We start from the raw sequence: 23,089 nt of genomic DNA, 5'->3' as shown, positions 1-23,089 counted from the left end.
CCGCCGTACGGCGCGGCCGTCAGCCGCCGGAGATCCGGCCGGAACCCCGAGCGCGAAACCCGGCCCTAGAACGGGCCGGAGGAACGGGCCGGAGATCCGCCCGTACAGCGGTAGGACAGCGGTCGGTCCCGGTCAGAAGCCCAGCCTGCGCAGCTGCTTGGGATCGCGCTGCCAGTCCTTGGCGACCTTCACATGCAGATCCAGATAGACGGGCGTCCCCAGCAGCGCCTCGATATGGCGGCGTGAGGTCGTGCCCACGTCCTTGAGCCGCTTGCCCTTCGGGCCGATCACGATGCCCTTCTGGCTGGGGCGCTCGATGAAGATGTTGGCGTGGACGTCCAGCAGCGGACGGTCCGCGGGACGGCCCTCGCGCGGCAGCATCTCCTCGACCACGACCGCGATGGAGTGCGGCAGTTCGTCCCGTACGCCCTCCAGGGCGGCCTCGCGGATGAGTTCGGCGACCATGACCTGCTCGGGCTCGTCCGTCAGATCGCCGTCGGGGTAGAGCGCGGGCCCCTCCGGCAGCATCGGGATCAGCAGGTCGGCAAGGAGCGAGACCTGCCGGTCCTCGGCGGCCGACACCGGCACGATCTCCGCCCACTCGATCCCGCACTCCTCGCCCAGCCGGTCGACGGCGAGCAGCTGCTCCGCCAGGGTCTTGGAGTCGACCAGGTCGGACTTGGTGACCACGGCCACCTTCGGAGTGCGCTTGAGCCCGGCCAGTTCGCCCGCGATGAAGCGGTCGCCCGGCCCGGTCTTCTCGTCGGCGGGCAGACAGAAGCCGATGACGTCGACCTCCGCCCACGCCGTACGCACGACGTCGTTGAGCCGCTCCCCCAGCAGCGTGCGCGGCTTGTGCAGACCGGGGGTGTCGACGAGCACCAGCTGGGCGTCCGTACGGTGCACGATGCCGCGGACCGTGTGGCGGGTGGTCTGGGGGCGGTTGGAGGTGATCGCGACCTTCGTGCCCACCAGCGCGTTGGTCAGCGTCGACTTGCCCGCGTTGGGACGGCCGACGAAGCACGCGAAACCGGAGCGGTGCGGCGCCTCACCGGATTCGGCGGCGCCGGCGCCGGACGCGGCGGGGCCGGGCGAGGCGGAAGTCGGGGAAGGTGCATCCATGGCGACCATTCTCCCCGATCGGGTGAGTGCCCCGGACCGCCGCCGTGCGGGCCGTGCACGGACGTCCGCGGCGTCTTCCGTGGGTCCCTGGGCGGAGGTTGAGGCCGCGGCGGGGACGAGGCGGGGCGGAGGCTGAGACCGGGCCGGGGGCCGGGCCGCTCAGCCGGACGCCACCGTCGCGCGCACATCGCCGTCCGGGCCCGCCAGCAGCACCGTCGTCGCCTGTCCCGCCAGATCGTGCACCGCGGAGAGGTCCTCCGCGGGAATCAGCTCAGCCTCCGTGACCACGGCCCCCGCCTCCAGCGACTTCGCCCCGGACGCGACCGCCGTCGCCACCGCCGTACGCAGTGCGCTGAGCTTCAGCGAGGCCAGCTCCACCGAGCCCGCCACATACGTGCGTCCCGTCTCGTCCCGTACGGCCGCACCCTCCGGCACGCCGTTGCGGGCGCGGGCGCTGCGCGCCAGCGTGATGAGCTTGCGGTCCTCGGGGTCCAGTGCCTGGTCACTCTGGTCGCTCATGGGCCCGAGCATATGCGGCGCCCGGGCGGGCCCTGCCGGGGGTACCGGCCCGCCGGCTTCCCGGCTGACGCCCCGCGGGGATCTCAGGGCCGGTCGAGCAAGTGCCGCTCCCGCCGCGGCAGTCCGGCGACGACCAGGTCGTAGGAGTCCTCGACGAGGTCGCGCAGCATGCGCGCGGTCAGCGTCCCGTCGTCCGCGACGACGGTGTTCCAGTGCCGCTTGTTGAGGTGGTAGCCGGGCGTGATCGCCGGGTGGGCGTTCCTCAGCTGCACGGCCAGCTCCGGCTCGCACTTCAGGCTGATCCGGAGCGGACGGTCGTCCAGCGAGCAGAAGGCGAAGATCTTTCCACCGACCTTGAACGCGGACAGCCCGGGATTCCGCGGGAACGGCCGCTCCTCTACCGTGCCGTTCAACCCGAGACAGACGGCGCGCAACTCCTCGGGGGTCATGACTTCAGGGTCCCATGCGGATCGCCGGCGGGCAGGGGCCCGAATGCGGCCGGCCGCACGCCCGCGCCGGCGGGCTCACGCGGTGGCGGGCCGACCCGGTGATGACGGGCTCACGCGGTGATGACGCTCACGCGGTGGTGACGGGCTCACGCCGTGGCCGGCTCGTCCGTGGAGGTCTCGTCGGCGTCCTCGGCGGAGCGAACCGGCTCGACCAGCACCGTGACGATCCTGTTCCGCCGGCCCGCCGGGGCCTCCGCCGTCAGCCGCAGCGCCGTCAGCTCCGGGTCGGAGCGGTCCTCGGTGACGTCGACCGTCGCCGTCGCGCCCGCGATCGGCACCCGGCCGAGCGACTTCGCGAGGAGCCCCCCGACCGTCTCCACGTCCTCGTCGTCGAGACCGACCAGGTCGTACAGCTCGCCCAGGTCCCCGATGTCCAGCCGCGCGGTGACCCGGTAGCGGCCCTCCCCCAGCTCCTCGACGGGCGGCAGCTCACGGTCGTACTCGTCGGTGATCTCCCCGACGATCTCCTCCAGGATGTCCTCGATCGTGACGATCCCGGCCGTGCCGCCGTACTCGTCGATCACGACCGCGACATGGATGCGGTCCTGCTGCATCTCCCGCAGCAGATCACCGGCGTTCTTGGTGTCGGGGACGAACGCCGCGGGACGCATCGCCGTGGAGACCAGCTCCGTCTCCGCCTCACGGCTGATGTGCACCCGCCGAGCCAGGTCCTTCAGATACACGATGCCGACGATGTCGTCCTCGCTCTCCCCCACGACGGGGATGCGGGAGAAACCGGAACGCAGCGCCAGCGTCAGCGCCTGCCTTATCGTCTTGAAGCGCTCGATCGTGATCAAGTCCGTGCGCGGGACCATCACTTCGCGCACGATCGTGTCGCCGAGCTGGAAGACGGAGTGCACCATCTTCCGCTCCTCGGCCTCGATCAGGGACTCCTGCTCGGCCAGGTCGACCATCGCCCGCAACTCCGCCTCACTCGCGAACGGGCCCTTGCGGAAGCCCTTTCCGGGCGTGAGCGCATTGCCCAGGAGGATCAGCATCTGCGGCACGGGGCCGAGGATGCGCACCAGCGGAACCAGTACGTACGAGGCCGCCGTCGCCGTGTTCAGCGGATGCTGGCGCCCGATCGTCCGCGGCGAGACCCCGATGGCGACATAGCTGACCAGCACCATCACGCCCATCGCGACGGCCAGCGCCTCCCACGTCTCCGCGAACACCCGCAGGGACGTGTACGTCACCAGCACGCCCGAGGACACCTCGGCCGCAACCCGCACCAGCAACGCCAGATTGAGGTAACGCGTCGGCTCGGCCGCCACCACCGCGAGCCGCTCCGCACCGCGCCGCCCCTGACGTACCGCCTCCTCCGCGCGATAGCTCGTCGTACGGGCGAGACCCGCCTCGGCGCAGGCGGCCAGCCAGGCGACGACGAGCAGCAGGACCGCGGCGGCGATCAGCCTGGCGGTCACGACGCGGTGGTGGGGGCGGGAGAAGGCCCGGTCAGACCGCGCTCGGCGCGCCAGCCGTCCACGATCGCCGACTGGAGACCGAACATCTCGGCCTTTTCGGCGGCCTCCTCATGGTCGTAACCCAGCAGGTGCAACACCCCGTGCACGGTGAGCAGTTGAAGCTCCTCGTCCATCGAGTGCCGCGTGGGCGCCTCGGCGCCCTGCCGCTCGGCGACCTCCGGGCAGAGGACGATGTCGCCGAGCAGGCCGTGCGGCGGCTCCTCCTCGTCCCGGACGGGCGGGCGCAGCTCGTCCATCGGGAACGACATCACGTCGGTCGGGCCGGGCAGATCCATCCACTGGATGTGCAGCTGCTCCATGGCGTCGGCGTCCACGACGATGACGGAGAGCTCCGCGAGGGGATGGATGCGCATCCGGTTCAGGGCGTACCTGGAGATGTCGAGAAGCGCCTGCTCGTCGACTGTGCGTCCGGATTCGTTGTTGACTTCGATGGTCATGGGGTGCGTGCTCAGTGCCTTCCGTGGCCGTGACCGTGCCTGCCGGAGTTGGCGGAGCCACCGGAACCGGAGCCGGAGCCGCCTGAGCCGCCCTGACCGGAGCCGCGGCGGCCGTCGGGGGTGCGGCCGTCGGCCTCCGCGCCGTTGCGCACGTCGTAGCGCTCGTACGCGTCGACGATGCGGCTGACCAGCTTGTGCCGCACCACGTCGGAGCTGTCGAGCATGCTGAAGTGCACGTCGTCCACGCCGTCCAGGATCTCCCGCACCTGCCGCAGTCCGCTCTTCGTGCCGCCCGGCAGGTCGACCTGCGTGACGTCCCCGGTGATCACGATCTTCGAGTCGAACCCGAGGCGGGTGAGGAACATCTTCATCTGCTCGGGATTCGTGTTCTGCGCCTCGTCGAGGATGATGAACGCGTCGTTCAGGGTGCGGCCCCGCATGTAAGCGAGCGGTGCGACCTCGATCGTGCCCGCGGCCATCAGGCGCGGGATGGAGTCGGGGTCGAGCATGTCGTGCAGGGCGTCGTAGAGCGGGCGCAGATACGGGTCGATCTTCTCGTAGAGCGTGCCGGGCAGGAAGCCGAGCCGCTCGCCCGCCTCGACCGCGGGCCTGGTGAGGATGATCCGGTTGACCTGCTTGGACTGGAGGGCCTGAACGGCCTTGGCCATCGCGAGATAGGTCTTGCCGGTGCCCGCCGGGCCGATGCCGAAGACGACGGTGTGCTTGTCGATCGCGTCGACGTACCGCTTCTGGTTGAGCGTCTTGGGGCGGATCGTGCGGCCGCGGTTGGAGAGGATGTTCTGCGTGAGCACCTCGGCCGGGGTCTCGCTGGCCGAGCCGCCGTCCTGCTGCTCGCGGAGCATCGAGATGGAACGCTCGACGGCGTCCTCCGTCATGGGCTGGCCGGTGCGGAGGACCAGCATCATCTCGTCGAAGAGGCGCTGGATCAGGTCGACCTCGGTGGCCTCGCCGGAGGCACTGATCTCATTGCCGCGCACGTGGATGTCGGCGGCGGGGAAGGCCTGCTCGATCACGCGCAACAGGGAGTCGCCGGAGCCCAGCACGGTCACCATCGGGTGCTTGGCCGGAACGGTGAAGCGGGCGGTGGCCTGCGGTGCCTGAGATGAGCCCGCCTGGTTCGTCGTTGTCTGCGTCATGGGTGACCCGGTCGGGCCTTCCTCATCCCTCTCTGTCTCTCCTGCCGATTGGCTTCCAAGAATACGACGCGGCACTGACAAGCCAGAATGCGATTTCGGGATCGGGCCCGGGTGAGGGCACAGGTCACTTGCCTCGCTGGGGGCACGTGGCGGCGCGGTGCCCGCCGGGGCGGGCGAGGGCCGCGGGGTTCCGCTGCGCGACGCCCGTTCCGCTGCGCGGCGCCCTTTCCGCTATGCGGACCCGGTGCCGCGGCCGAAGCCGAGCGTGGGCAGTGCGCGGCGGCGGGGCGCCGGGCCGGGGCAGCCGGTGAGGACAGTGTCGAGGAAGGCGTAGGTGTCCCTGTACGAGGTGTGCGCGGGGTGCGGGACGTGCGGGAGGTCCGGGCGGGCGTGCGGGGTGTGCGAGCCGTGCGCTTCGTGCGCGGGGTGCGGGGCGGCGACGTCGTACGGTCCGGCCTCCTCATACGGGGCGGGGGCCGTGCCGGGCGCCGGCCCCGGCCCCGGCTCCCCCGTGCGTACCCGGCGCCACCACGCCGCGATCTCGGGCCAGCCCGGAGCGGAGAGCGAGCCGCCGAACTCCTGGACGGAGAGGGCGGCCGTGAGGCCCGCGAAGGAGAGCCGGTCCGCGAGCGGCCAGCCCGCGAGGGAGCCCATGACGAAGCCCGCGGCGAAGACGTCCCCGGCGCCCGTGGTGTCGAGGGCGTCGACGGGGATGCCGGGAACCTCGGCGCTCTCGCCGGTACGGCCGTCCACGGCGACGGCTCCCTGCGCGCCGAGCGTGACGACGGCGAGCGGCACCTTCTCGCTGAGCGCGCGTGCGGCGGCGCGCGGGCAGTCGGTGCCGGTGTAGCGCATGGCCTCCTCGGCGTTGGGGAGGAACGCCTCGCAGTGCTCCAGGTCGGGCAGGGCGGCCAGGTCCCAGCGGCCGGTGCCGTCCCAGCCGACGTCGGCGAAGACGCGGCTGCCGCGGCGGGCGGCGACTGCGATCCAGTCCTGGCTCTCGCCCGGTGCCAGCGAGGTGACGCAGGCGAGTGCCGGGGGCGGGCAGCCGGGGGCCTCGGGGTCGAGGGGGACGTTGGCCTTGGCCGTACCGGTGTGGCCGCCGCCCGCGGGGTCCGCGGGGTCCGCGCTCATATCGGAGGCGGCCGGGGCGGACGCGCCCGCGGAGGCGGCCGGGCCCACGGCGGTTGACGGGCCCGCGGCGGTGGTCTCGCGGGGCGGCGCCTCGTGGCCGTGGGAGACCATGGTCCGTTCGCCCTCGTACGCCATGGAGACGGTCACCGGCGAGTGCCAGCCGGGGACGGTGTGGGAGAGGGTGAGGTCGATGCCTTCGCCCTTGTCGAGGGCTTCGCGGCAGTAGTCGCCGTACATGTCGTCGCCGAACGCCGCGGCGAGTGAGGTGCGCAGGCCGAGGCGGGCAAGGGCGGTGGCCATGTTGGCGACGCCGCCGGGGGACGAGCCCATGCCGCGGGCCCAGGACTCGGTGCCGCGTACGGGGGCGGAGTCGAGGCCGGTGAAGACGATGTCGAGGAAGACGGTGCCGGCGAGGTAGACGTCGCAGGCCGGGTCGCCGGGAGCGCGGAGCGCGGCGAGCGGGTCGAAGGGGTGCGGGTGCGGGGGCACGGTGCCGTGCGCACGCGTCTCGCTCCGCGGCTCGCTGCGGGGTTCGTTCCCCGGCTCGGTCCCCGGCTCGGTCCGGGGTTCTGGCCCCGGGCCCGGGTCCGGTCCCGCCTGCGTGTCACCCGTGTTCCCCGCGCCCGTGCTCACCGTGGACTCCTCCGGCACCTGTGCAGCCTCGGCTGCTCCGACTGGTGTCTCCGGTGTACCGCGCGGGCCGTGCATCGGGCCAACCCGCGCCGCCGCGCCCGCCGTCCGTACCGCTCCCGCCACCCGCGTGCTGCGTCCGCGGGCCCGAGGTCACCAGCGCGGGACGTCCGGGGTGACCCAGCCGGGGTCGGCCTCGCGCATGGCCGCGGCGTCGTCGCGGTCGCGCATGGTGCCGTCGTCGTCCTTCCAGCGCTGATGCAGTACGGCCAGCCGCTCGCGGTCCACTTCGACGCCGAGCCCGGGTCCGTCCGGGACCTCGACGCACCCGTCGCGGAACGTCAGGCGGCCGGTGAGCACGTCCTCGGACTGCCACGGGTAGTGGCTGTCGCAGGCGTAGTCCAGGTTGGGGACGGTGGATGCGACGTGGGTCATCGCGGCGAGTGAGATCCCCAGGTGGGTGTTGGAGTGCATGGACAGGCCGACGCCGAACGTACGGCACAGGGCGGCCAGTTCGCGCGTACGGAGCAGACCGCCCCAGTAGTGGTGGTCGCTGAGCACGACCTGGACGGCGCCGGTCGTGAACGCCTCGGGGACCTCGGGGAAGGTCGTCACGCACATGTTGGTGGCCAGCGGCACCCCGGCCTGCGCGGCGACCTCGGCCATGCCGGGCGTGCCGCTCGTCGGGTCCTCCAGGTACTCCAGGACGTCGCGCAGCTCGCGGGCGACCTCCAGCGAAGTCGCCACGGACCAGGCGCCGTTGGGGTCGAGTCGCAGGGGCGCGCCGGGGAAGACGCCAGCGAGCGCGCGTACGGCGGCGATCTCCTCGGCCGGTTCGTACACGCCGCCCTTGAGCTTGAAGGAGCGGAAGCCGTAGTCGCGTGCGAAGCGGCTCGCCTGTGCCACCACTCCCGCGGGGTCGGTGGCGGCGCCCCAGTCGTCGGGTTCGCCGGCGCCGCCGGGGTGCTGCTCCCAGCGGTAGAAGAGGTACGCGCTGTACTCGACGCGGTCGCGCAACTTGTGCCCCAGCAGGGCGTGTACGGGCAGCTCGCGGGCCTTGCCGAGGGCGTCGAGGCACGCGACCTCGAACGCGGAGGCGACGGAGAGACGCAGCTTGCCGGCGGTCTGGACGCCGCGGAGCCCGCCGACGTCGACGGAGTCCTCGACGCGTGCGGAGTCGACGGCGACGCTCTCGGCGAGCGCGAACAGGCCGTTCAGGTCCGTGACTTGGCGTCCGGGCAGCGCGGCGGCCAGCGGCCGGGCTATCTCCAGGTACTTGGTGTCGCCGTAGGTCTCGCCGAAGCCGCTGCCGCCGCCCGCCGTGACGACCTCGACGATCAGCCGCGGCGCGTAGGGCTGGTGCACGCCCTGGGTGTTGAGCAGCGGCGGGTCGGAGACGAGGACGGGGGTGAGCCGTACGTCGGTGATGGTCAGGTCGGCGGTCATGTGCGGCTCCCGTCGCGTCCGTCGGCTCATGGCGGCCGCCGGGCAGCCCACGGCTGCCGTACGGCCGGCCACGTCTCCCTGGATGTCCCAGCACGTAGATCCTGTCCACGTATGAAAACGGAGGCTATGGAGCTGAACCGGCGCCGGTCAATACCTCGCGCGGGCGCGGAAGATGCACGGCACAGCACGGCACAGGCGCGGCACGGACGCGGCACAGGCACGGCCGCACGTCACATGCGCGCGTGCCCGGCTGGGGCCGGGGCGGACCCGGCCCGCCCCCGGAGACCCGCCCGGACCGACCGCCCGGACCGACCGCCCGCAGCGGCGGTCAGCGTGACGTGGAGGCGGAGTCCGGCTCCTTCGACGCGGAGCCCGGCAGCTCTCCGGCACCGCCCTCCGCACCGCCGGAGGCGGGGGCCTCGCCCGTCCCGGCTCCGGCCCCGGCCGTCCCGCGTCCGGCCCGGAGCCGGGACGCGAACCGGATGAGCCTGCGGGCGAGCGGCTCGGTCCAACGGGCGGTGAGCGGGCCGACGATGACGAGGATGAGCACGTACGAGGTGGCCAGCGGCCCGATGCGCGGCTCGGCCCCCGCGGCCAGCCCCGCGATGACGATGGAGAACTCCCCGCGCGCCACGAGCGTGCCGCCCGCCCGCCAGCGCCCGGCCGGCTTGACCCCGGCACGGTGTGCCGCGTACCAGCCGGTGGCGATCTTCGTCAGCACGGTGACGACGGCGAGGATCATCGCGGGCAGCAGTACGGGCGGGATGGCGCCCGGATCGGTGGACAGGCCGAAGAAGACGAAGAAGACGGCGGCGAAGAGGTCGCGCAGCGGCGTGAGCAGATTGTGTGCGCCCTCGGCGACCTCGCCGGAGAGCGCGATCCCGACGAGGAACGCGCCGACGGCCGCCGAGACCTGGAGCTCCTGGGCGATGCCCGCGATGAGCAGCGTGAGGCCGAGCACCACCAGCAGCAGCATCTCCGCGTTGTCGGACGAGACGACCCGGCTGATCAGACGCCCGTGCCGCAGCGCGAGGTAGAGCACGGCGCCGACGGTGCCCAGCGAGATCAGCAGCGTCAGCGAACCGCCCGCAAGGCCCGCCCCGGCGAGGATCGCGGTGAGGATCGGCAGATAGACGGCCATCGCCAGGTCCTCGATGACGAGCACGCCGAGGATCACCGGCGTCTCGCGGTTGCCGAGGCGGCCGAGGTCGCCGAGGACCTTGGCGATGACACCGGACGAGGAGATCCAGGTGACCCCGGCCAGCACCACCGCGGCGACCGGGCCCCAGCCCAGCAGCAGCGCGGCGACCGCTCCGGGCAGCGCGTTGAGCACGAAGTCGACCGCGCCGGACGGGTATTGGGTCTTGAGGCTGGTGACGAGATCGGAGGCGCTGTATTCGAGGCCCAGCAGTAGCAGCAGCAGGATGACGCCGATCTCGGCACCCGTGGCGATGAACTCCTCGGTGGCCGTGAGCGGCAGCATGCCGCCGTGGCCGAAGGCGAGCCCCGCGAGCAGATACAGCGGGATGGGCGAGAAGCCGATGCGGCCGGCGAATCTTCCCAGCAGGCCCAGGGCGAGGATGATCGCCCCGAGTTCGATGAGCATGGCGGTGGTGTCGTGCACGGGCCTGACCTCCGGGTCGGTTCAGCAGCGGCGTCCGGCGCGGCTCCGTACGCGACGGCCGGGGGACGGCGTCTCATACGGGTCGGGTGCCGGGTGTGGCGACGGGCTCACGGCGGGCGGCGGCACGCCGGAGCGTGGCGTCACGGGCGCGCACGCGGGCGGGCGCAGCGGTCTGTGCTGCCGCCGCCGTGGCCGTCGCGGCCGTCGCGCTCGCTGCTGCGGACGGCGGCGGCCACCGCAGGGACGGGCCCGGCGGTGCGGCGGGCGCGCACGGTGCGCCGCGGGCGGCGCCGGGGCGGCGGGCACGGACACGGACACGGACGACGAGGGCACGCGCGACGAGGCCACGCGGGACGAGGCCACGCGCGACGACCGGGGCACGGATGACAGGGGCACTGGCCGACTCGCGGACCGGCGGTGGGTCGGTTGCATCTTCGGGCCCCCGTCACATCGGTTTGAGGACCGGCGTAAGGGCCGGTCGTAGCGATGGGCGATCGTTCGCGCCAGGGTAATCGATTGGTAAAAGGAATTGAGGGCCGGGGTAAAAGGAAGCGCTGGCGAAGGGCGGCGGAACGCTTCGGCGGGGCGGGCCCTGCCAGGCCCGGGCCCGGCGGTGCGGACACGAAGCCGGAGCAGTTCGGCCGGACGGTACGAGTCCGCGGCCCGGCGATCGACGGCCGGAGGAACCCCAACCGCGCGGCGCAGGGCCACAGTCCGGCGGCTCGACCCAAGACCGCGACCGGGCCCACGGAACGCGGAAAGCGCCCCGCGGACACCAAGCCAGAGCAGCTCAGCCAGCCAGCGCGGGGCCACAACCCGGCGGCCGACGGCCGGAGGATCCCCAGCCCCGCAGCGCGGAGCCACGGCACCGCGACCCATGGTCGAGGGAGCCCCGGTCGGGCAGGGCGCGTGCGCACCCGCGCGGTGCAGGTCGGCGCCCGCCGTGGCCGAGCCGTCGTTGTCGGGCGCCGCGGGGCGCGGGACGTGCCGGGTGGCGCCGGGCCGAGCGGTGCCAGGCCGCACCGCGCTCGCAGCCGTACGGGACGCAGCGCGCTCGTCATCGCGCCGCCGGGCGCGGCCCGCACCGCGCCCCCGCCCGGCTCGCAGACGGTCCCGCGTCGCGGCCCGGCGCCGCCCCGGGTCGTCATGGGCGCCCGACCTCCCGGCCACGCGGAGCAACGCCCGGTCGCCGAGTCGTGAACTGCCCGGCGGCCGGGGCCGTTTCGCGCACGGGCCGGGCCCCCGCGGGGCGGAGGAACCGCCCTCCGCCCGCGGACCGGACGTGCTCTCCGGGCACACGACGTCACCTCAGAACACCACCACCGAACGCAGCACGTCTCCCGCGTGCATGCGGTCGAAGGCGTGCTCCACCTCGTCCAGCGCGATCCGCTCCGTGACGAACTTGTCGAGCTCCAGCCGCCCTTGGCGGTGCAGGTCGATCAGCATCGGGAAGTCGCGGGACGGCAGGCAGTCCCCGTACCAGGAGGACTTGAGGGAGCCGCCGCGGCCGAAGACGTCGAGCAGCGGGAGTTCGAGTCGCATGTCCGGCGTGGGCACGCCGACGAGGACGACCGTGCCCGCCAAGTCGCGGGCGTAGAAGGCCTGTTCGTACGTCTCGGGGCGGCCGACCGCCTCGATGACGACGTCCGCGCCGAAGCCGCCCGTCAGTTCGCGGATCGCCTCGACCGGGTCGGTGGCGCTGGAGTCGACGGTGTGGGTGGCGCCCATGGACTCGGCCTGCCGCAGCTTGCGTTCGTCGATGTCCACGGCGATCACGCGCGCCGCTCCGGCGAGCCGCGAGCCCACGATCGCGGCGTCCCCGACACCGCCGCAGCCGATGACCGCCACGGAGTCCCCGCGCCCGACCTGGCCGGTGTTGACGGCGGCCCCGATCCCGGCCATGACGCCGCAGCCGAGCAGTCCGGCGACGGCAGGCGAGACCTCGGGGTCGACCTTGGTGCACTGGCCCGCGGCCACCAGCGTCTTCTCGGCGAAGGCGCCGATGCCGAGCGCCGGGGAGAGTTCCGTTCCTCCCCCGGAGCCTCCGGCCCGGGCGGTGCCCCCACCGAGGGTCATCGGCTGCCGGGCGTTGTGCGTGTCGAAGCAGTACCAGGGGCGTCCGCGGCGGCAGGCACGGCACTGTCCGCACACGGCACGCCAGTTGAGGATCACGAAGTCGCCGGGCTCGACCTCCGTCGTACCGGCGCCCACGGACTCCACGACGCCCGCGGCCTCATGGCCGAGGAGGAAGGGGAAGTCGTCGCTGATGCCGCCCTGTTTGTAGTGCAGATCGGTGTGGCAGACGCCGCACGCCTGCACCTGGACCACGGCCTCTCCGGGGCCGGGATCGGGCACCACGACGGTCTCCACGCGCACCGGTTCGTCCTTGCCCGGCGCGATGACGCCGCGCACCTCCTGTGACATCCGGACCCTCCGTACTCGGCCCGCGCTCGCCCCGTCGTGAGCACGGATTGTCGGTTGCGCCCAACTGTGCCGCCCGCGAGGCGAACCGTCGACCATGCGACAGGGCGCGGCGAGGTGCACGGGAGCCCGCGGAACGGCCGGCAAGGGGGCGGCGACGGGGCCGCAAGGGACCGGCGAGGCGCAGCCGTTCGGCGAAGCGGCAAGGGAATTTCAAGGCAAAGTTCCATCTCCGCGCGTAGAACCACGGGCGGGCCTCTGCTACCTTCCCCTCGCATCAAGCCGAACAGCACCGGCTTACACCAAGCCGAACAGCACCACGCCGGAAGAAGGCCCGGGCCCCGCCGCGGGCGCACATCCCTGGAGTTCTGGAGCCCCCCATGCCGTCCACCGAAGACAGCGGCGCACGTAGCAAGCCGTCGCTCCCCTGGGCCCTCTCGCGCGGACGCCGCGCGACGATCGCCGCGCTCACCGTCACGGCCGTCCTCACCGGTACCGCCCTCTTCGGCGCGGGCCAGGCCACCGCCGAGCGCTCCGCGCCGGGCACCGACCGCGAGATCCCCAACATAGACAAGGTCAAGGAGCAGATCGCCGACTACTACGGGGACGTCGAGACCCCCGACGGCGAGCACTACGCCTCCCCGAAGAGCGACTACGCGAAGCAGGTGCGCGGCATCGCGGCGGACGCCCAGCGGGACCTGAAGCGCGACATGGCCAAGGAGCACGAGAAGACGGGGCACGGGCACAAGCCGGCCATCGTGGTCGACGTCGACGACACCACCCTGCTCACGTACAACTTCGAGCGGCAGATCGGCTACAACTTCGACCCGAAGCTCCAGGACGAGTATCTGCGCACCACCGACATGGACGCCGTCTTCGGCATGAAGAAACTGGTCAACTGGGCGGACAAGAGCGGCATCACGGTCTTCTTCCTCACCGGCCGCTCCGAGAAGCAGCGCGACTGGAGCGTGCGCAACCTCAAGAACGTCGGCTACAAGACCCCGGTCGGCACCAAGCACTTCTTCCTGAAGGACGAGGAGCACCCGCCGCCGTATCTGGAGTGCGGTGCGGACTGCACGACGGTCCAGTACAAGTCGGGGACGCGCAAGCACTTCGAGTCGATGGGCTTCAGGATCCTCGCCAACCTCGGCGACCAGTACAGCGATCTCAAGGGCGGTCACGCGGAACGTACGTACAAGTTGCCCAACCCCATGTACTTCCTGCCGTAAGGCAACGGAGGCCCGTACGGTCCGTACGGCCCGCACGGCCGAAACGCGTTCGGAATCGCGGGCGAAGCAGGTGAGGATGTAGCTCCCAGGAGGCGCGGACGCGGTCCGCGGCCGGAGCCGGGCCGCGGAACGGTCCGGGCTGCGGCGCGCGGACCGGCCGGAGCAGCGAGGAGCGAGGCATCCATGAGCAGCAGCCCGAGCGCGGAAGACCCCGGGACGGCTTCCGGCAACGAGCCCGTCACGCTCGCGGACATCCGTGCCGCCGCCGGCCGGCTGAAGGGAGCGGCGCACCGCACGCCGGTGCTCCGTTCCCGGACGCTGGACCGGCTGGTGGGCGCGGAGACCTTTCTGAAGTGCGAGAACTTCCAGCGAGTCGGGGCGTTCAAGTTCCGCGGCGCGTACAACGCCGTCTCACAACTGCCGCCCGCACAGCTGGCGAACGGCGTCGCCGCCTACTCCTCCGGCAACCACGCGCAGGCCGTGGCGCTCGCCGCCCGCGAGCTGGGCAGCAGGGCGGTCATCGTGATGCCGGAGGACACCCCGCGCTCCAAGATGGACGCCACGGCGGACTACGGCGCCGAGATCGTCACCTACGACCGCTACACCGAGGACCGGGAAGTCATCGGGAAGCGCCTGGCGAAGGAACGCGGGCTGGCGCTCGTACCGCCGTACGAGCATCCGCACATCATCGCGGGACAGGGCACGGCGGCGCTTGAACTGCTGGAGGAAACAGGGGAGTTGGACGCCCTCATCGTCCCGGTGGGCGGCGGCGGGCTCGCCGCCGGATCGGCGACGGCCGCCAAGGCGCTCCATCCGGACATCCGCGTCATCGGGGTGGAGCCGGAGGCGGGCGACGACACCCGCCGTTCGCTGGCCGCGGGCGGGCGGGTCTCGCTGGACGAGGTGCCGCGTACCATCGCCGACGGCCAAGCGGCCGTCACCCCGGGCGAGTTGACCTTCTCCGTCAACAGGCGGCTGCTGTCCGGCGTCGAGGTGGTGAGCGACGAGGATATCCGCGCGGCGATGCGTCTCGCGTTCGAGCGGTTGAAGATCGTGATCGAGCCGAGCGGCGCGACGGGCCTGGCGGCGCTGCTCGCCGCCAGGATCGATCCGCTTCCGCGGCGTGTGGGGATCGTCGTCTCCGGCGGGAACATCGGCATACGGCGCTTCGTGGAGCTGATGCGCGAGGACGGCCACGGCGGCTGAGCGGCTCCGCTCAACTCCCTTGCGCGGAACGGCGAACGAAGGCGAACCGCGAACGAACCCGAACGGCGAACCGCGAACGGCCGGCACCTGGGCAGGAGGTGCCGGCCGTTCCTTCTCGGCGAGCCGCCCTGTGCCGCCGAGGCCCATGGATGCGCCCGGGGAGGGGCGCGCAGGACTGGTCATCGGGGGATGGGGCCACGGGACGAGGGGCTCTTCACGGGGACCGGGGACGGGGGTCTGTCTTGCGGGGAAGGACTTGCACGGGAAGGTTCAGAGGACCTCGCCGCCCGGTCGGCTCACTGGCAGCCGGCCGCCTGAAGCCGCTGCTGGATGTTGTCGATGACGGCCTGCCGGTTGGCGATCCTCGCCTCCGACTGGGCGTCAGGGTTGGCCTGTTGTGCGGCGACGAAGTTCTGGTTGTTCTTCAGGGCCTGTTCGAGGCCGGCGCAGTTCTCGGTCGCCGCCTGGCTGGTGCTGACGGTCACGGCCGCGATCCCGACGGCGAGCACGGCGGCTCCGACGCCCGCGGCGGCCTTTACCTTCAGACTGCTCTTGCGTTTCCGGGACATTGGCTGCTCCAGTTCTGAGAGGAACTCCCCCACACCGCTTCCGAAGGTACGTACAAATCCCGGGCGTTGCAGAGTTGTTATCAGGGATCGGCAAGGAACTTGACGCGACCGCCCGGGATATACGTGAGCACCGCCGCGGTACTCACCGTCACGCACGCCTCGTCGGCGCGGGGACGACGTCAGGCCCGCTTCGGCACGGGGACGCGCATCAGGTCCTCCGCGACCGTCAACTCCCCCTCGAATCCTGCCCGTCGGGCCTGCCGCGCAAAGAGCGAGGCGTCCGCGTATCGCTGCGAGAAGTGGGTGAGGACGAGGCTGCGCACGCCCGCCTCCGCCGCCGCGCGGCCCGCCTGCCCGGCCGTGAGATGGCCGTACTCCTCCGCCAGCGCCGCCTCCTCGTCCAGGAACGTGGCCTCGATGACGAGGAGATCGCAGCCCCGCGCCAGCGCGAGGACCCCGTCGCACATGCGGGTGTCCATCACGAACGCGAAGGACTGTCCCGGTCGCGGCTCGCTGACCTCCTCCAGCCGTACGCCGCGGAGTTCACCGTCCCGCTTCAGCCGGGAGATGTCGGGGCCGCGGATGCCGCGGGCCTCCAGACGGGCGGGGAGCATCCGGCGCGAGTCGGGCTCGGTGAGGCGGTAGCCGTACGCGTCGACGGGGTGCGACAGCCGGTGTGCGAAGAGCTTGAAGGGCGGGGGCGCCTCGCCGGGCGCGGGCGGCAGGCCCCCGGAGGCCCCGGCGCCCGTCAACTCGCCCGTGCCGCACACCGGTTGGGGACGCAGCCGCGCCGTCTCGCGGTACGCCGTCGCGTAGCGCAGCCGCTCGAAGAAGTGCTCGCCGCTCGCCGGGTAGTGCGCGGTGACGGTGTGCGGCACGCGGTCCAGATTGATGCGCTGGACGACCCCGGCCAGTCCCAGCGAGTGGTCTCCGTGGAAGTGCGTGACGCAGATCCGCGTCAGGTCGTGCGCCGAGACGCCCGCGCGCAGCATCTGGCGCTGTGTGCCCTCCCCCGGGTCGAAGAGGATGCCGTGGCCGTCCCAGAGCAGCACGTAGCCGTTGTGGTTGCGGTGCCGGGTCGGCACCTGGCTGGCGGTTCCCAGCACGACCAGTTCACGTGAGGACATCTGCGGCGCTTGTACGGGGACTTGGGCGGAGGACTTGTACGGGGAATCGGGCGGAGGACTCGGGCTGCGCACCGGACTGCGCCCGGGACGGGGAGCCGGTACGCACGACCGGCAGGGAACGTCTCCCGGCGGCGGTTCAGCCGGGCGGCCAGTTGAAACCGCGCCCGCCCAGCAGGTGCGCGTGCGCGTGGAAGACCGTCTGGCCCGCGCCGGAGCCGGTGTTGAAGACGATGCGGTAGCCGGTGCCCGGCCCCGAGCCGCTGGGCGCGATGTTCTCCTCGGCGGCGACCTCGCCCGCTTCGACCAGCACGTCCGCGGCGAGCTGCGGCTCGGCCGCGGCGAGGGCGGCGGCGTCGGGGTAGTGCGCCTTGGGGATCACGAGGATGTGCGTGGGCGCCTGCGGGTTGATGTCGCGGAAGGCGATGATCTCCTGCGACTCGCGCACCACCGTCGCCGGCACGTCACCGGCGACGATCTTGCAGAACAGGCAGTCGGCCTGCGGTTCTCCAGCCATGCCCGGGATGCTACCTGTGCTCGCCGCCGCCGCACCCTCCCGAACCACCCACGGCGCAACCGCCGCACCGGTCGCACCGGTCGCGTCCGCCCGTACCGGCGGCCCGCGCGAGGCGCCCCCGATGTGCCGCGTGTCAGTCGTGCCTCGCGTCGGTCGTGCCGTGCGTCAGTCGTGCCTCGCGTCAGTCCCAGCGTCCCGTACGCCCCAGCAGCAGCGCCGTCGCCGCCGTGCCCGCCGTAGACGTACGCAGCACGCTCGGCCCGAGCCTGCAAGCCCGCGCGCCCGCACCGGCGAAGATCTCCGACTCCTCCGGGGAGACGCCGCCTTCGGGGCCGACGACGACCACGATGCCGCCGTCGCGCGGCAGTTCGGCCGTGGCCAGCGGCAGGGCGCCCTCCTCGTGGAGTACGACGCCCAGTTCCGCGTCCCGCAGCAGACCGGCCACGTCCGCCGTGGAGGCGAGCCCGGCGACCTCGGGAAAGCGCAGCCGCCGCGACTGCTTGCCCGCCTCGCGTGCCGTGGAGCGCCACTTGGCGAGCGACTTCTGACCGCGCTCGCCCCGCCACTGCGTCACGCAACGGGCCGCCGCCCAGGGCACGACGACGTCCGCCCCGGTCTCCGTCATCGTCTCCACGGCGAGTTCGCCCCGGTCGCCCTTCGGGAGCGCCTGTACGACGGTGATGCGGGGCCGTGGCTCCGGTTCCGTGCGTACGGATGTGACGGCCACCTCCAGGCGGTCCTTGCCCGAGACGGCCTCGACCGTGCCGTACGCGCCGGTGCCGGCGCCGTCGGTGAGCACGACGTCCTCGCCCGGGCGCATCCGGCGCACGGACACCGCGTGGCGCCCCTCGGGACCTTCGAGTACGACCGTGCGGCCACCGCTCCCGGAAGCTCCGTCCACTTCCGGGTCCGGGTCCGGGTCCGTGCCGCCGCCGCTTCGGGAGCCGTGCCGCCGCGCCACTTCCGCGAGCCGGGCCGGGTCCGCCAGGAAGACGGGAGCGGTCACGCGGAGCCGCCCGAGCCGCTTGCGCCGCCCGCGCCGCCCGCGCCGCCCGTCGCGCCCGTACCGCTCCCCGAAGCCGCCCCGGAACCGGCAGCGGGACCCGCGCCGGACCCCGCGCCGGAACCCGCACCGGCCGTACCGCTGTCGCCGCCCAGGCCCGCCCCGTGCACCTGCCCCGGGCCCGCGAACTTGGCGAGCCGCTCGCGTGCCATCGCCAGCTCCGTGACCAGCACGTCCATCAGCTGCGCCGCCGGCAGATCACGGGCGAGCCGGTGGCCCTGGCCCGCCCACAGCGCCATGCCCTGCGGGTCCTTCGCCTTGGCCGCGGCCTTGCGCACCCCGGCGGTCAGATGGTGCACCTGCGGATACGCGGCGGGAGCGTACCGGCCGTGCTCGCGCAGGAAGCGGTTGACCAGCGCACGCGCCGGCCGCCCGGTGAAGGCGCGGGTCAACTCCGTACGCGCGAAAAGGGGGTTGGTCATCGCCTGCTTGTGCAGCAGGTCCGCCCCCGACTCGGGGCACACCAGGAACGCCGTGCCCAGCTGCGCCGCCGTCGCGCCCGCCGCCAGCACCGCCGCGACCTGCTTGCCGCGCATCATCCCGCCTGCGGCGACGACCGGCAGCCGCACCGACTCCTTGACCTGCGTCAGCAGCGGAAGCAGCGCGAGACCGCTGCTGGTGCCGTCCTCCTGCGGATCGTCGCGATGGGTGCTCTGGTGGCCGCCGGCCTCGATCCCCTGCACGCACACCGCGTCCGCCCCGAGGAACTCGGCGGTCTCCGCCTCGCCGGCGGAGGTGACCGTGACGACCGTGTACGTGCCGCGCTTGGTGAACCGCTCCAGCACCTGCCGCGTCGGGCAGCCGAAGGTGAACGAGACGACGGGCACGGGGTCGTCGAAGAGTATGGCGAGCTTGGCCTCGTAGGCGTCGTCGGTGGCGTGGTCCGTCTCACCCAGCTCCGTCTCGTACCACATCGCCTCGCCCGCGAGCTGTGCGCGGTAGCGCTCCAGCGCCCCTCTGTCGGCGTTGTCGGGGTGCGGCATGAACAGATTGACGCCGAAGGGGCGTTGGGTCTGCCCGCGGAGCTGCTTGATCTCCTCGTACATCGCCTCGGGCGTCTTGTAGCCGGCGGCGAGGAAGCCCAGCCCGCCCGACTCGCTGACGGCACCGGCCAGTTCCGGACATGAAGGCCCGCCCGCCATGGGGGCCTGCACAATCGGATGCTCCGTGAGGTCGGAGAGCGGGATCGGCGCGGAGGGCATGTGCACATCCTGTCACGCGGCGTACGGGCGCCCGGGTCCGGACCAGCCCTGGCTCGGGCGGGGACGGGACGGACGGGGTCAGGGGAGCGGATCGGCCGTCATGACGGACGCCACGGATCCGACAGGGCCCGTGGCCGTACGTACGGGGACCGCCGTACGGACCGGACCGCTGCCCGGCCCCGCACAACAGGCGGAGCCGGGCGGCACGTTCAGCGAATCCCCGGCCTGAGCGGCATCAACGGGAGCCTCACCGGGGGAAGCAGCCGGAGCATCGGCCCGGCCCCGGCGGCACGCCGGCACGGCTCGACTCCCCATCGCTCAGCGGCCGTTGAACGCGTCCTTCAGCCGCGAGAACAGCCCCTGCTGGCCGGGCTGGAACTGCCCCGTCGGCCGCTCCTCACCCCGCATCTCCGCGAGCCGCCGCAGCAACTCCTCCTGCTCCGGCTCCAGGCTGGACGGCGTCGTCACCTCCACGTGGACGATCAGCTGCCCGCGTCCACCGCCCCGCAGATGCGTGACGCCGCGCTCGTGCAGCGGGATCGACTGCCCGGACTGAGTGCCCGGTCTGATGTCGACCTCCTCCATGCCGTCCAGCGTCTCCAGCGGCACCTTCGTGCCGAGCGCGGCGGCCGTCATCGGGATGGTGACCGTGCAGTGCAGGTCGTCGCCGCGGCGCTGGAAGGTCGGATGCTGGGTCTCGTGGATCTCCACGTACAGGTCGCCGGCGGGGCCGCCGCCGGGGCCGACCTCGCCCTCGCCCGCGAGCTGGATGCGGGTGCCGTTGTCGACACCGGCGGGGATCTTCACCGTCAGGCTGCGCCGCGAGCGGACGCGCCCGTCGCCCGCGCACTCCGGGCAGGGCGTGGGCACGACCGTGCCGAAGCCCTGGCACTGCGGGCAGGGACGCGACGTCATGACCTGCCCCAGGAAGGAGCGCGTGACCTGGGAGACCTCTCCCCTGCCGCGGCACATGTCGCAGGTCTGCGCCGAGGTGCCGGGCGCCGCGCCCTCCCCGTTGCAGGTGTTGCAGACGATGGCCGTGTCGACCTGGATGTCCTTCGTCGTGCCGAACGCGGACTCGTCCAGCTCGATGTCGAGCCGGATCATGGCGTCCTGGCCGCGCCGCGTACGGGACCTCGGGCCGCGCTGCGAGGCGGTGCCGAAGAAGGCGTCCATGATGTCGGAGAAGTTGCCGAAGCCACCGGCTCCGCCGAAGCCGCCCGCTCCGCCGCCGGCACCGGCCGCCGGGTCGCCGCCGAGGTCGTAGACCTGCTTCTTCTGCGGGTCGGAGAGGATCTCGTAGGCGGTGTTGATCTCCTTGAACCGCTCCTGCGTCTTCGGGTCGGGATTGACGTCAGGATGCAGCTCGCGCGCAAGCCTGCGGAAGGCCTTCTTGATGTCGTCCTGCGAGGCGTCGCGCTGCACGCCGAGGACCGCGTAGTAGTCCGTCGCCACTTACGACTCCGCGAGGATCTGTCCGACGTACCGTGCCACTGCGCGTACCGCTCCCATCGTTCCGGGGTAGTCCATGCGGGTCGGTCCGACCACGCCGAGCTTGGCGACTGCTTCGTCGCCCGAACCGTAGCCGACCGAAACCACCGATGTGGAACTCAGTCCTTCGTGGACGTTCTCATGCCCGATTCGTACCGTCATGCCCGGGTCCTTCGCCTCCCCGAGCAGCTTCAGCAGCACGACCTGCTCCTCCAGCGCCTCCAGTACGGGCCGGATGGTGAGCGGGAAGTCGTGGCCGAAGCGGGTGAGGTTGGAGGTGCCGCCGATGATCAGCCGCTCCTCGGTCTCCTCGACAAGGGTCTCCAGCAGGGTCGCGAGCACCGTCGAGACCGTGCCGCGGTCGTCGCCCTCGAAGGCGTCCGGCAGGTCCTGCACGAGGGACGGCACCTCCGTGAAGCGCTCGCCCACCACACGGCTGTTGAGCCGCGCCCGCAGATCCGCCAGCGCCGAGTCGCCGATGGGCGACTGGCAGTCGATGAGCCGCTGCTCGACCCGGCCGGTGTCGGTGATCAGCACCAGCATCAGACGGGCGGGCGCGAGGGAGAGCAGCTCCACATGACGCACCGTCGAGCGCGTCAGCGACGGGTACTGCACGACGGCGACCTGACGGGTCAGCTGCGCCAGCAGCCGCACCGTGCGCCCCACGACGTCGTCGAGGTCGACGGCGCCCTCCAGGAAGTTCTGGATCGCGCGGCGCTCGGGAGACGACAGCGGCTTGACGCCCGCCAGCTTGTCGACGAACAGCCTGTACCCCTTGTCGGTGGGGATGCGCCCGGCGCTCGTGTGCGGCTGCGCGATGTAGCCCTCCTCTTCGAGGGCCGACATGTCGTTGCGCACCGTGGCCGGGGAGACCTGGAGATTGTGCCGCTCGGTGAGCGCCTTGGAGCCGACGGGCTCCTCCGTGCCGACATAGTCCTGAACGATCGCGCGCAGCACCTCGAGCCTGCGTTCGCTCAGCATCGCGCACCTCCCGTCCGGTCTTGTCCGCCCTGCCCGCGCCCGTGCGCCTGCGGCCTGCGCCACGTGGGCGCCGACGGGTCTCGCTTCCCCGTCGTCCCCGGCGTCTCCGGAACCTCTCGCGTCTCCGGCGTCTCCCTGGCACTCTCGCCGATGGAGTGCCAGATCCCGCTGGCTAAGTGTACGGCCGGTTGCCATGGCGTGGGCAAGAGCCGTAAGCACCGACCGTATCGCGGGGGCGCGATGCGGCGGTACGTCCCAGTAACGTCTTCGCATGGGCGGGAACAGCGACGGACACGGCGGATTCGGCGGGTTCGCCGGGGAAGGCGGGCGCCCCGTGGGCGACCGGCCGGAGGACCGCGAGGGCGCCGTCGAGGGCGCCGACCAAGGTGACGGTGAAGGTGACGGCGAGGGTGACGGCGAGGGCGAGAGCCTGTGGGAGGACCTCGCGCCCGGAGTCGTACGGCGCAGGCTGCCCCACTGGGACGCGACGGTCGGTGCGGTGCGCGGCTCGTCGGGCGTGCTCGTCGTCGACACCGGCTCGGGCGTCGAGGAGGGCACCCGGATCCGCGACGGTCTCCGCGGCCTCTTCGGGCGCCCGGTGACGCACGCCGTGCTCACCCACTCCCACTTCGACCACGTCCTCGGCACGGCCGCCTTCGAGGGTGCCCATGTGTACGGGGCGCAGGGCCTGGCCGCCCATCTCGCGGGCGCACGCGAGGAGTTGCGGCAGGACGCGGTACGGCACGGGATGGCCGGCGAGCGGGCGGAGGAGTCTGCGGCCCGGCTCGTACCGCCGCGGCACGGCGTATCGGAGGAGCTGACGCTGACCCTCGGGGAGCGCACGGTGCGGCTGGTGAACATGGGGGCGGCGCACAGCGCCTACGACCTGGCGGTGATCGTGGACGGGGGCCGTGGGGACGGGGGGCCTGGTGACGGTGACGGGGCTGAGGCCGGGGCCGGGGCCGGGGCCAGGCGGGACGGCCGGGCCCGTCGGGACCGCCGGGTCGTCTTCTGCGGCGATCTCGTCGAGGAGTCCGGGGAGCCGCAGGCCGGTCCCGACGCGAGCCCCGCGCGCTGGCCGGACGCCCTGGACCGGCTGCTGGCGCTCGGCGGCGAGGACGCGCTGTACGTGCCGGGCCACGGTGCCGTAGTCGGCGCAGATTTCGTACGCGCCCAACGGGACGTCCTGGCACGCCGGTTCGGAACGTCGTGAAGAATGCCGCC

Annotated in this window: 20 protein-coding genes and 1 pseudogene; 4 read left to right on the top strand and 17 right to left on the bottom strand. The window is 72.6% G+C overall.

Translation table 11 applies throughout. The annotated features are described in order from the left end of the window. Nucleotides 1-132: 132 nt before the first annotated feature. The 10 genes and pseudogenes from era to HCC61_RS02360 form a co-directional block, all read right to left on the bottom strand. The gene (gene era, locus HCC61_RS02405) at nt 133-1,131 is read right to left on the bottom strand and encodes a GTPase Era (RefSeq protein WP_169133512.1); all 999 of its coding nucleotides are present in this window, start codon (nt 1,129-1,131) and stop codon (nt 133-135) included. A gap of 150 nt (nt 1,132-1,281) precedes the next feature. Beyond that, nucleotides 1,282-1,641, bottom strand: a complete 360-nt coding sequence (locus HCC61_RS02400) for a cytidine deaminase (RefSeq protein WP_169133511.1) — start codon at nt 1,639-1,641, stop codon at nt 1,282-1,284. 83 nt (nt 1,642-1,724) lie between these two features. After that, nucleotides 1,725-2,090, bottom strand: a complete 366-nt coding sequence (locus HCC61_RS02395) for an MmcQ/YjbR family DNA-binding protein (protein WP_169133510.1) — start codon at nt 2,088-2,090, stop codon at nt 1,725-1,727. 146 nt (nt 2,091-2,236) lie between these two features. Next, nucleotides 2,237-3,574, bottom strand: coding sequence for a hemolysin family protein (locus tag HCC61_RS02390; protein ID WP_169133509.1), 1,338 nt, complete (start codon nt 3,572-3,574; stop codon nt 2,237-2,239). Beyond that, a complete protein-coding gene (gene ybeY / locus HCC61_RS02385; RefSeq protein ID WP_169133508.1) occupies nt 3,571-4,071 on the bottom strand; it encodes an rRNA maturation RNase YbeY in 501 nt (166 codons plus the stop codon). The genes HCC61_RS02390 and ybeY overlap by 4 nt, the downstream gene beginning before the upstream one ends. 11 nt (nt 4,072-4,082) lie before the next feature. Continuing rightward, nucleotides 4,083-5,228, bottom strand: coding sequence for a PhoH family protein (locus tag HCC61_RS02380; protein ID WP_169133507.1), 1,146 nt, complete (start codon nt 5,226-5,228; stop codon nt 4,083-4,085). Nucleotides 5,229-5,753: 525 nt separating this feature from the next. Further along, nucleotides 5,754-6,851: pseudogene (locus HCC61_RS30440) on the bottom strand (PfkB family carbohydrate kinase); the annotation flags it as partial. Between the two features lie 294 nt (nt 6,852-7,145). Then, nucleotides 7,146-8,438 (bottom strand): glucarate dehydratase family protein, encoded by a 1,293-nt coding sequence (locus tag HCC61_RS02370; RefSeq protein WP_169133506.1) that lies wholly within the window; start codon nt 8,436-8,438, stop codon nt 7,146-7,148. Nucleotides 8,439-8,766: 328 nt separating this feature from the next. Continuing rightward, nucleotides 8,767-10,062 carry a cation:proton antiporter gene (locus HCC61_RS02365; RefSeq protein WP_169133505.1) on the bottom strand — a complete coding sequence of 432 codons (1,296 nt, stop codon included), beginning with the start codon at nt 10,060-10,062 and terminating at the stop codon, nt 8,767-8,769. Nucleotides 10,063-11,370: 1,308 nt separating this feature from the next. Beyond that, a complete protein-coding gene (locus HCC61_RS02360; RefSeq protein ID WP_169133504.1) occupies nt 11,371-12,486 on the bottom strand; it encodes an S-(hydroxymethyl)mycothiol dehydrogenase in 1,116 nt (371 codons plus the stop codon). A gap of 377 nt (nt 12,487-12,863) precedes the next feature. On the opposite strand from HCC61_RS02360, the gene HCC61_RS02355 reads away from it, so the two are divergent. After that, entirely contained in the window at nt 12,864-13,712 is an 849-nt protein-coding gene (locus HCC61_RS02355) for an HAD family acid phosphatase (RefSeq protein WP_169133503.1), read from the top strand. Between the two features lie 183 nt (nt 13,713-13,895). Then, complete coding sequence (locus HCC61_RS02350; protein WP_169133502.1) at nt 13,896-14,918, top strand: pyridoxal-phosphate dependent enzyme; 1,023 nt, start codon at nt 13,896-13,898, stop codon at nt 14,916-14,918. A gap of 296 nt (nt 14,919-15,214) precedes the next feature. On the opposite strand, the gene HCC61_RS02345 is transcribed toward HCC61_RS02350, so the two are convergent. The 5 genes from HCC61_RS02345 to HCC61_RS02325 all read right to left on the bottom strand — a co-directional run bounded on the left by HCC61_RS02345 (nt 15,215) and on the right by HCC61_RS02325 (nt 19,393). Beyond that, complete coding sequence (locus tag HCC61_RS02345) at nt 15,215-15,487, bottom strand: hypothetical protein (protein ID WP_169133501.1); 273 nt, start codon at nt 15,485-15,487, stop codon at nt 15,215-15,217. A 179-nt stretch (nt 15,488-15,666) separates the two neighbouring features. Then, the gene (locus tag HCC61_RS02340) at nt 15,667-16,614 is read right to left on the bottom strand and encodes a ribonuclease Z (RefSeq protein ID WP_169133500.1); all 948 of its coding nucleotides are present in this window, start codon (nt 16,612-16,614) and stop codon (nt 15,667-15,669) included. A gap of 136 nt (nt 16,615-16,750) precedes the next feature. After that, the gene (locus HCC61_RS02335; RefSeq protein ID WP_169133499.1) at nt 16,751-17,128 is read right to left on the bottom strand and encodes a histidine triad nucleotide-binding protein; all 378 of its coding nucleotides are present in this window, start codon (nt 17,126-17,128) and stop codon (nt 16,751-16,753) included. A 181-nt stretch (nt 17,129-17,309) separates the two neighbouring features. Then, nucleotides 17,310-18,029 (bottom strand): 16S rRNA (uracil(1498)-N(3))-methyltransferase, encoded by a 720-nt coding sequence (locus HCC61_RS02330; RefSeq protein ID WP_169133835.1) that lies wholly within the window; start codon nt 18,027-18,029, stop codon nt 17,310-17,312. 101 nt (nt 18,030-18,130) lie between these two features. Beyond that, on the bottom strand, nt 18,131-19,393 hold the full coding sequence (locus tag HCC61_RS02325) for a nitronate monooxygenase (protein ID WP_169133498.1): 1,263 nt from the start codon (nt 19,391-19,393) through the stop codon (nt 18,131-18,133). 100 nt (nt 19,394-19,493) lie between these two features. On the opposite strand from HCC61_RS02325, the gene HCC61_RS31150 reads away from it, so the two are divergent. After that, the gene (locus HCC61_RS31150; RefSeq protein WP_277349008.1) at nt 19,494-19,622 is read left to right on the top strand and encodes a hypothetical protein; all 129 of its coding nucleotides are present in this window, start codon (nt 19,494-19,496) and stop codon (nt 19,620-19,622) included. 89 nt (nt 19,623-19,711) lie between these two features. Here HCC61_RS31150 and dnaJ read toward each other — a convergent pair whose 3' ends face one another. Both dnaJ and hrcA read right to left on the bottom strand, forming a co-directional pair. Then, entirely contained in the window at nt 19,712-20,848 is a 1,137-nt protein-coding gene (dnaJ, locus tag HCC61_RS02320) for a molecular chaperone DnaJ (protein ID WP_169133497.1), read from the bottom strand. Next, nucleotides 20,849-21,865: a heat-inducible transcriptional repressor HrcA gene (gene hrcA, locus HCC61_RS02315; RefSeq protein WP_169133496.1), complete on the bottom strand. Its 1,017-nt coding sequence runs from the start codon at nt 21,863-21,865 to the stop codon at nt 20,849-20,851. Nucleotides 21,866-22,136: 271 nt separating this feature from the next. Here hrcA and HCC61_RS02310 point away from each other — a divergent pair, with 271 nt between their 5' ends. After that, nucleotides 22,137-23,078: an MBL fold metallo-hydrolase gene (locus HCC61_RS02310; protein ID WP_169133495.1), complete on the top strand. Its 942-nt coding sequence runs from the start codon at nt 22,137-22,139 to the stop codon at nt 23,076-23,078. Nucleotides 23,079-23,089 lie beyond the last annotated feature (11 nt).

The sequence above is a fragment of the Streptomyces sp. HNM0575 genome, from assembly GCF_012726265.1.
Lineage (GTDB): Bacteria > Actinomycetota > Actinomycetes > Streptomycetales > Streptomycetaceae > Streptomyces.
This window is presented reverse-complemented; position numbering and strand designations above follow the sequence as displayed.

Coding starts and splice junctions, on each gene's coding strand:
- era (WP_169133512.1), bottom strand. CDS start 1,131: ATGGTCGCCATGGATGCACCTTCCCCGACTTCCGCCTCGCCCGGCCCC.
- HCC61_RS02400 (WP_169133511.1), bottom strand. CDS start 1,641: ATGAGCGACCAGAGTGACCAGGCACTGGACCCCGAGGACCGCAAGCTC.
- HCC61_RS02395 (WP_169133510.1), bottom strand. CDS start 2,090: ATGACCCCCGAGGAGTTGCGCGCCGTCTGTCTCGGGTTGAACGGCACG.
- ybeY (WP_169133508.1), bottom strand. CDS start 4,071: ATGACCATCGAAGTCAACAACGAATCCGGACGCACAGTCGACGAGCAG.
- HCC61_RS02380 (WP_169133507.1), bottom strand. CDS start 5,228: ATGACGCAGACAACGACGAACCAGGCGGGCTCATCTCAGGCACCGCAG.
- HCC61_RS02370 (WP_169133506.1), bottom strand. CDS start 8,438: ATGACCGCCGACCTGACCATCACCGACGTACGGCTCACCCCCGTCCTC.
- HCC61_RS02360 (WP_169133504.1), bottom strand. CDS start 12,486: ATGTCACAGGAGGTGCGCGGCGTCATCGCGCCGGGCAAGGACGAACCG.
- HCC61_RS02355 (WP_169133503.1), top strand. CDS start 12,864: ATGCCGTCCACCGAAGACAGCGGCGCACGTAGCAAGCCGTCGCTCCCC.
- HCC61_RS02350 (WP_169133502.1), top strand. CDS start 13,896: ATGAGCAGCAGCCCGAGCGCGGAAGACCCCGGGACGGCTTCCGGCAAC.
- HCC61_RS02345 (WP_169133501.1), bottom strand. CDS start 15,487: ATGTCCCGGAAACGCAAGAGCAGTCTGAAGGTAAAGGCCGCCGCGGGC.
- HCC61_RS02340 (WP_169133500.1), bottom strand. CDS start 16,614: ATGTCCTCACGTGAACTGGTCGTGCTGGGAACCGCCAGCCAGGTGCCG.
- HCC61_RS02335 (WP_169133499.1), bottom strand. CDS start 17,128: ATGGCTGGAGAACCGCAGGCCGACTGCCTGTTCTGCAAGATCGTCGCC.
- HCC61_RS02325 (WP_169133498.1), bottom strand. CDS start 19,393: ATGCCCTCCGCGCCGATCCCGCTCTCCGACCTCACGGAGCATCCGATT.
- HCC61_RS31150 (WP_277349008.1), top strand. CDS start 19,494: ATGACGGACGCCACGGATCCGACAGGGCCCGTGGCCGTACGTACGGGG.
- hrcA (WP_169133496.1), bottom strand. CDS start 21,865: ATGCTGAGCGAACGCAGGCTCGAGGTGCTGCGCGCGATCGTTCAGGAC.
- HCC61_RS02310 (WP_169133495.1), top strand. CDS start 22,137: ATGGGCGGGAACAGCGACGGACACGGCGGATTCGGCGGGTTCGCCGGG.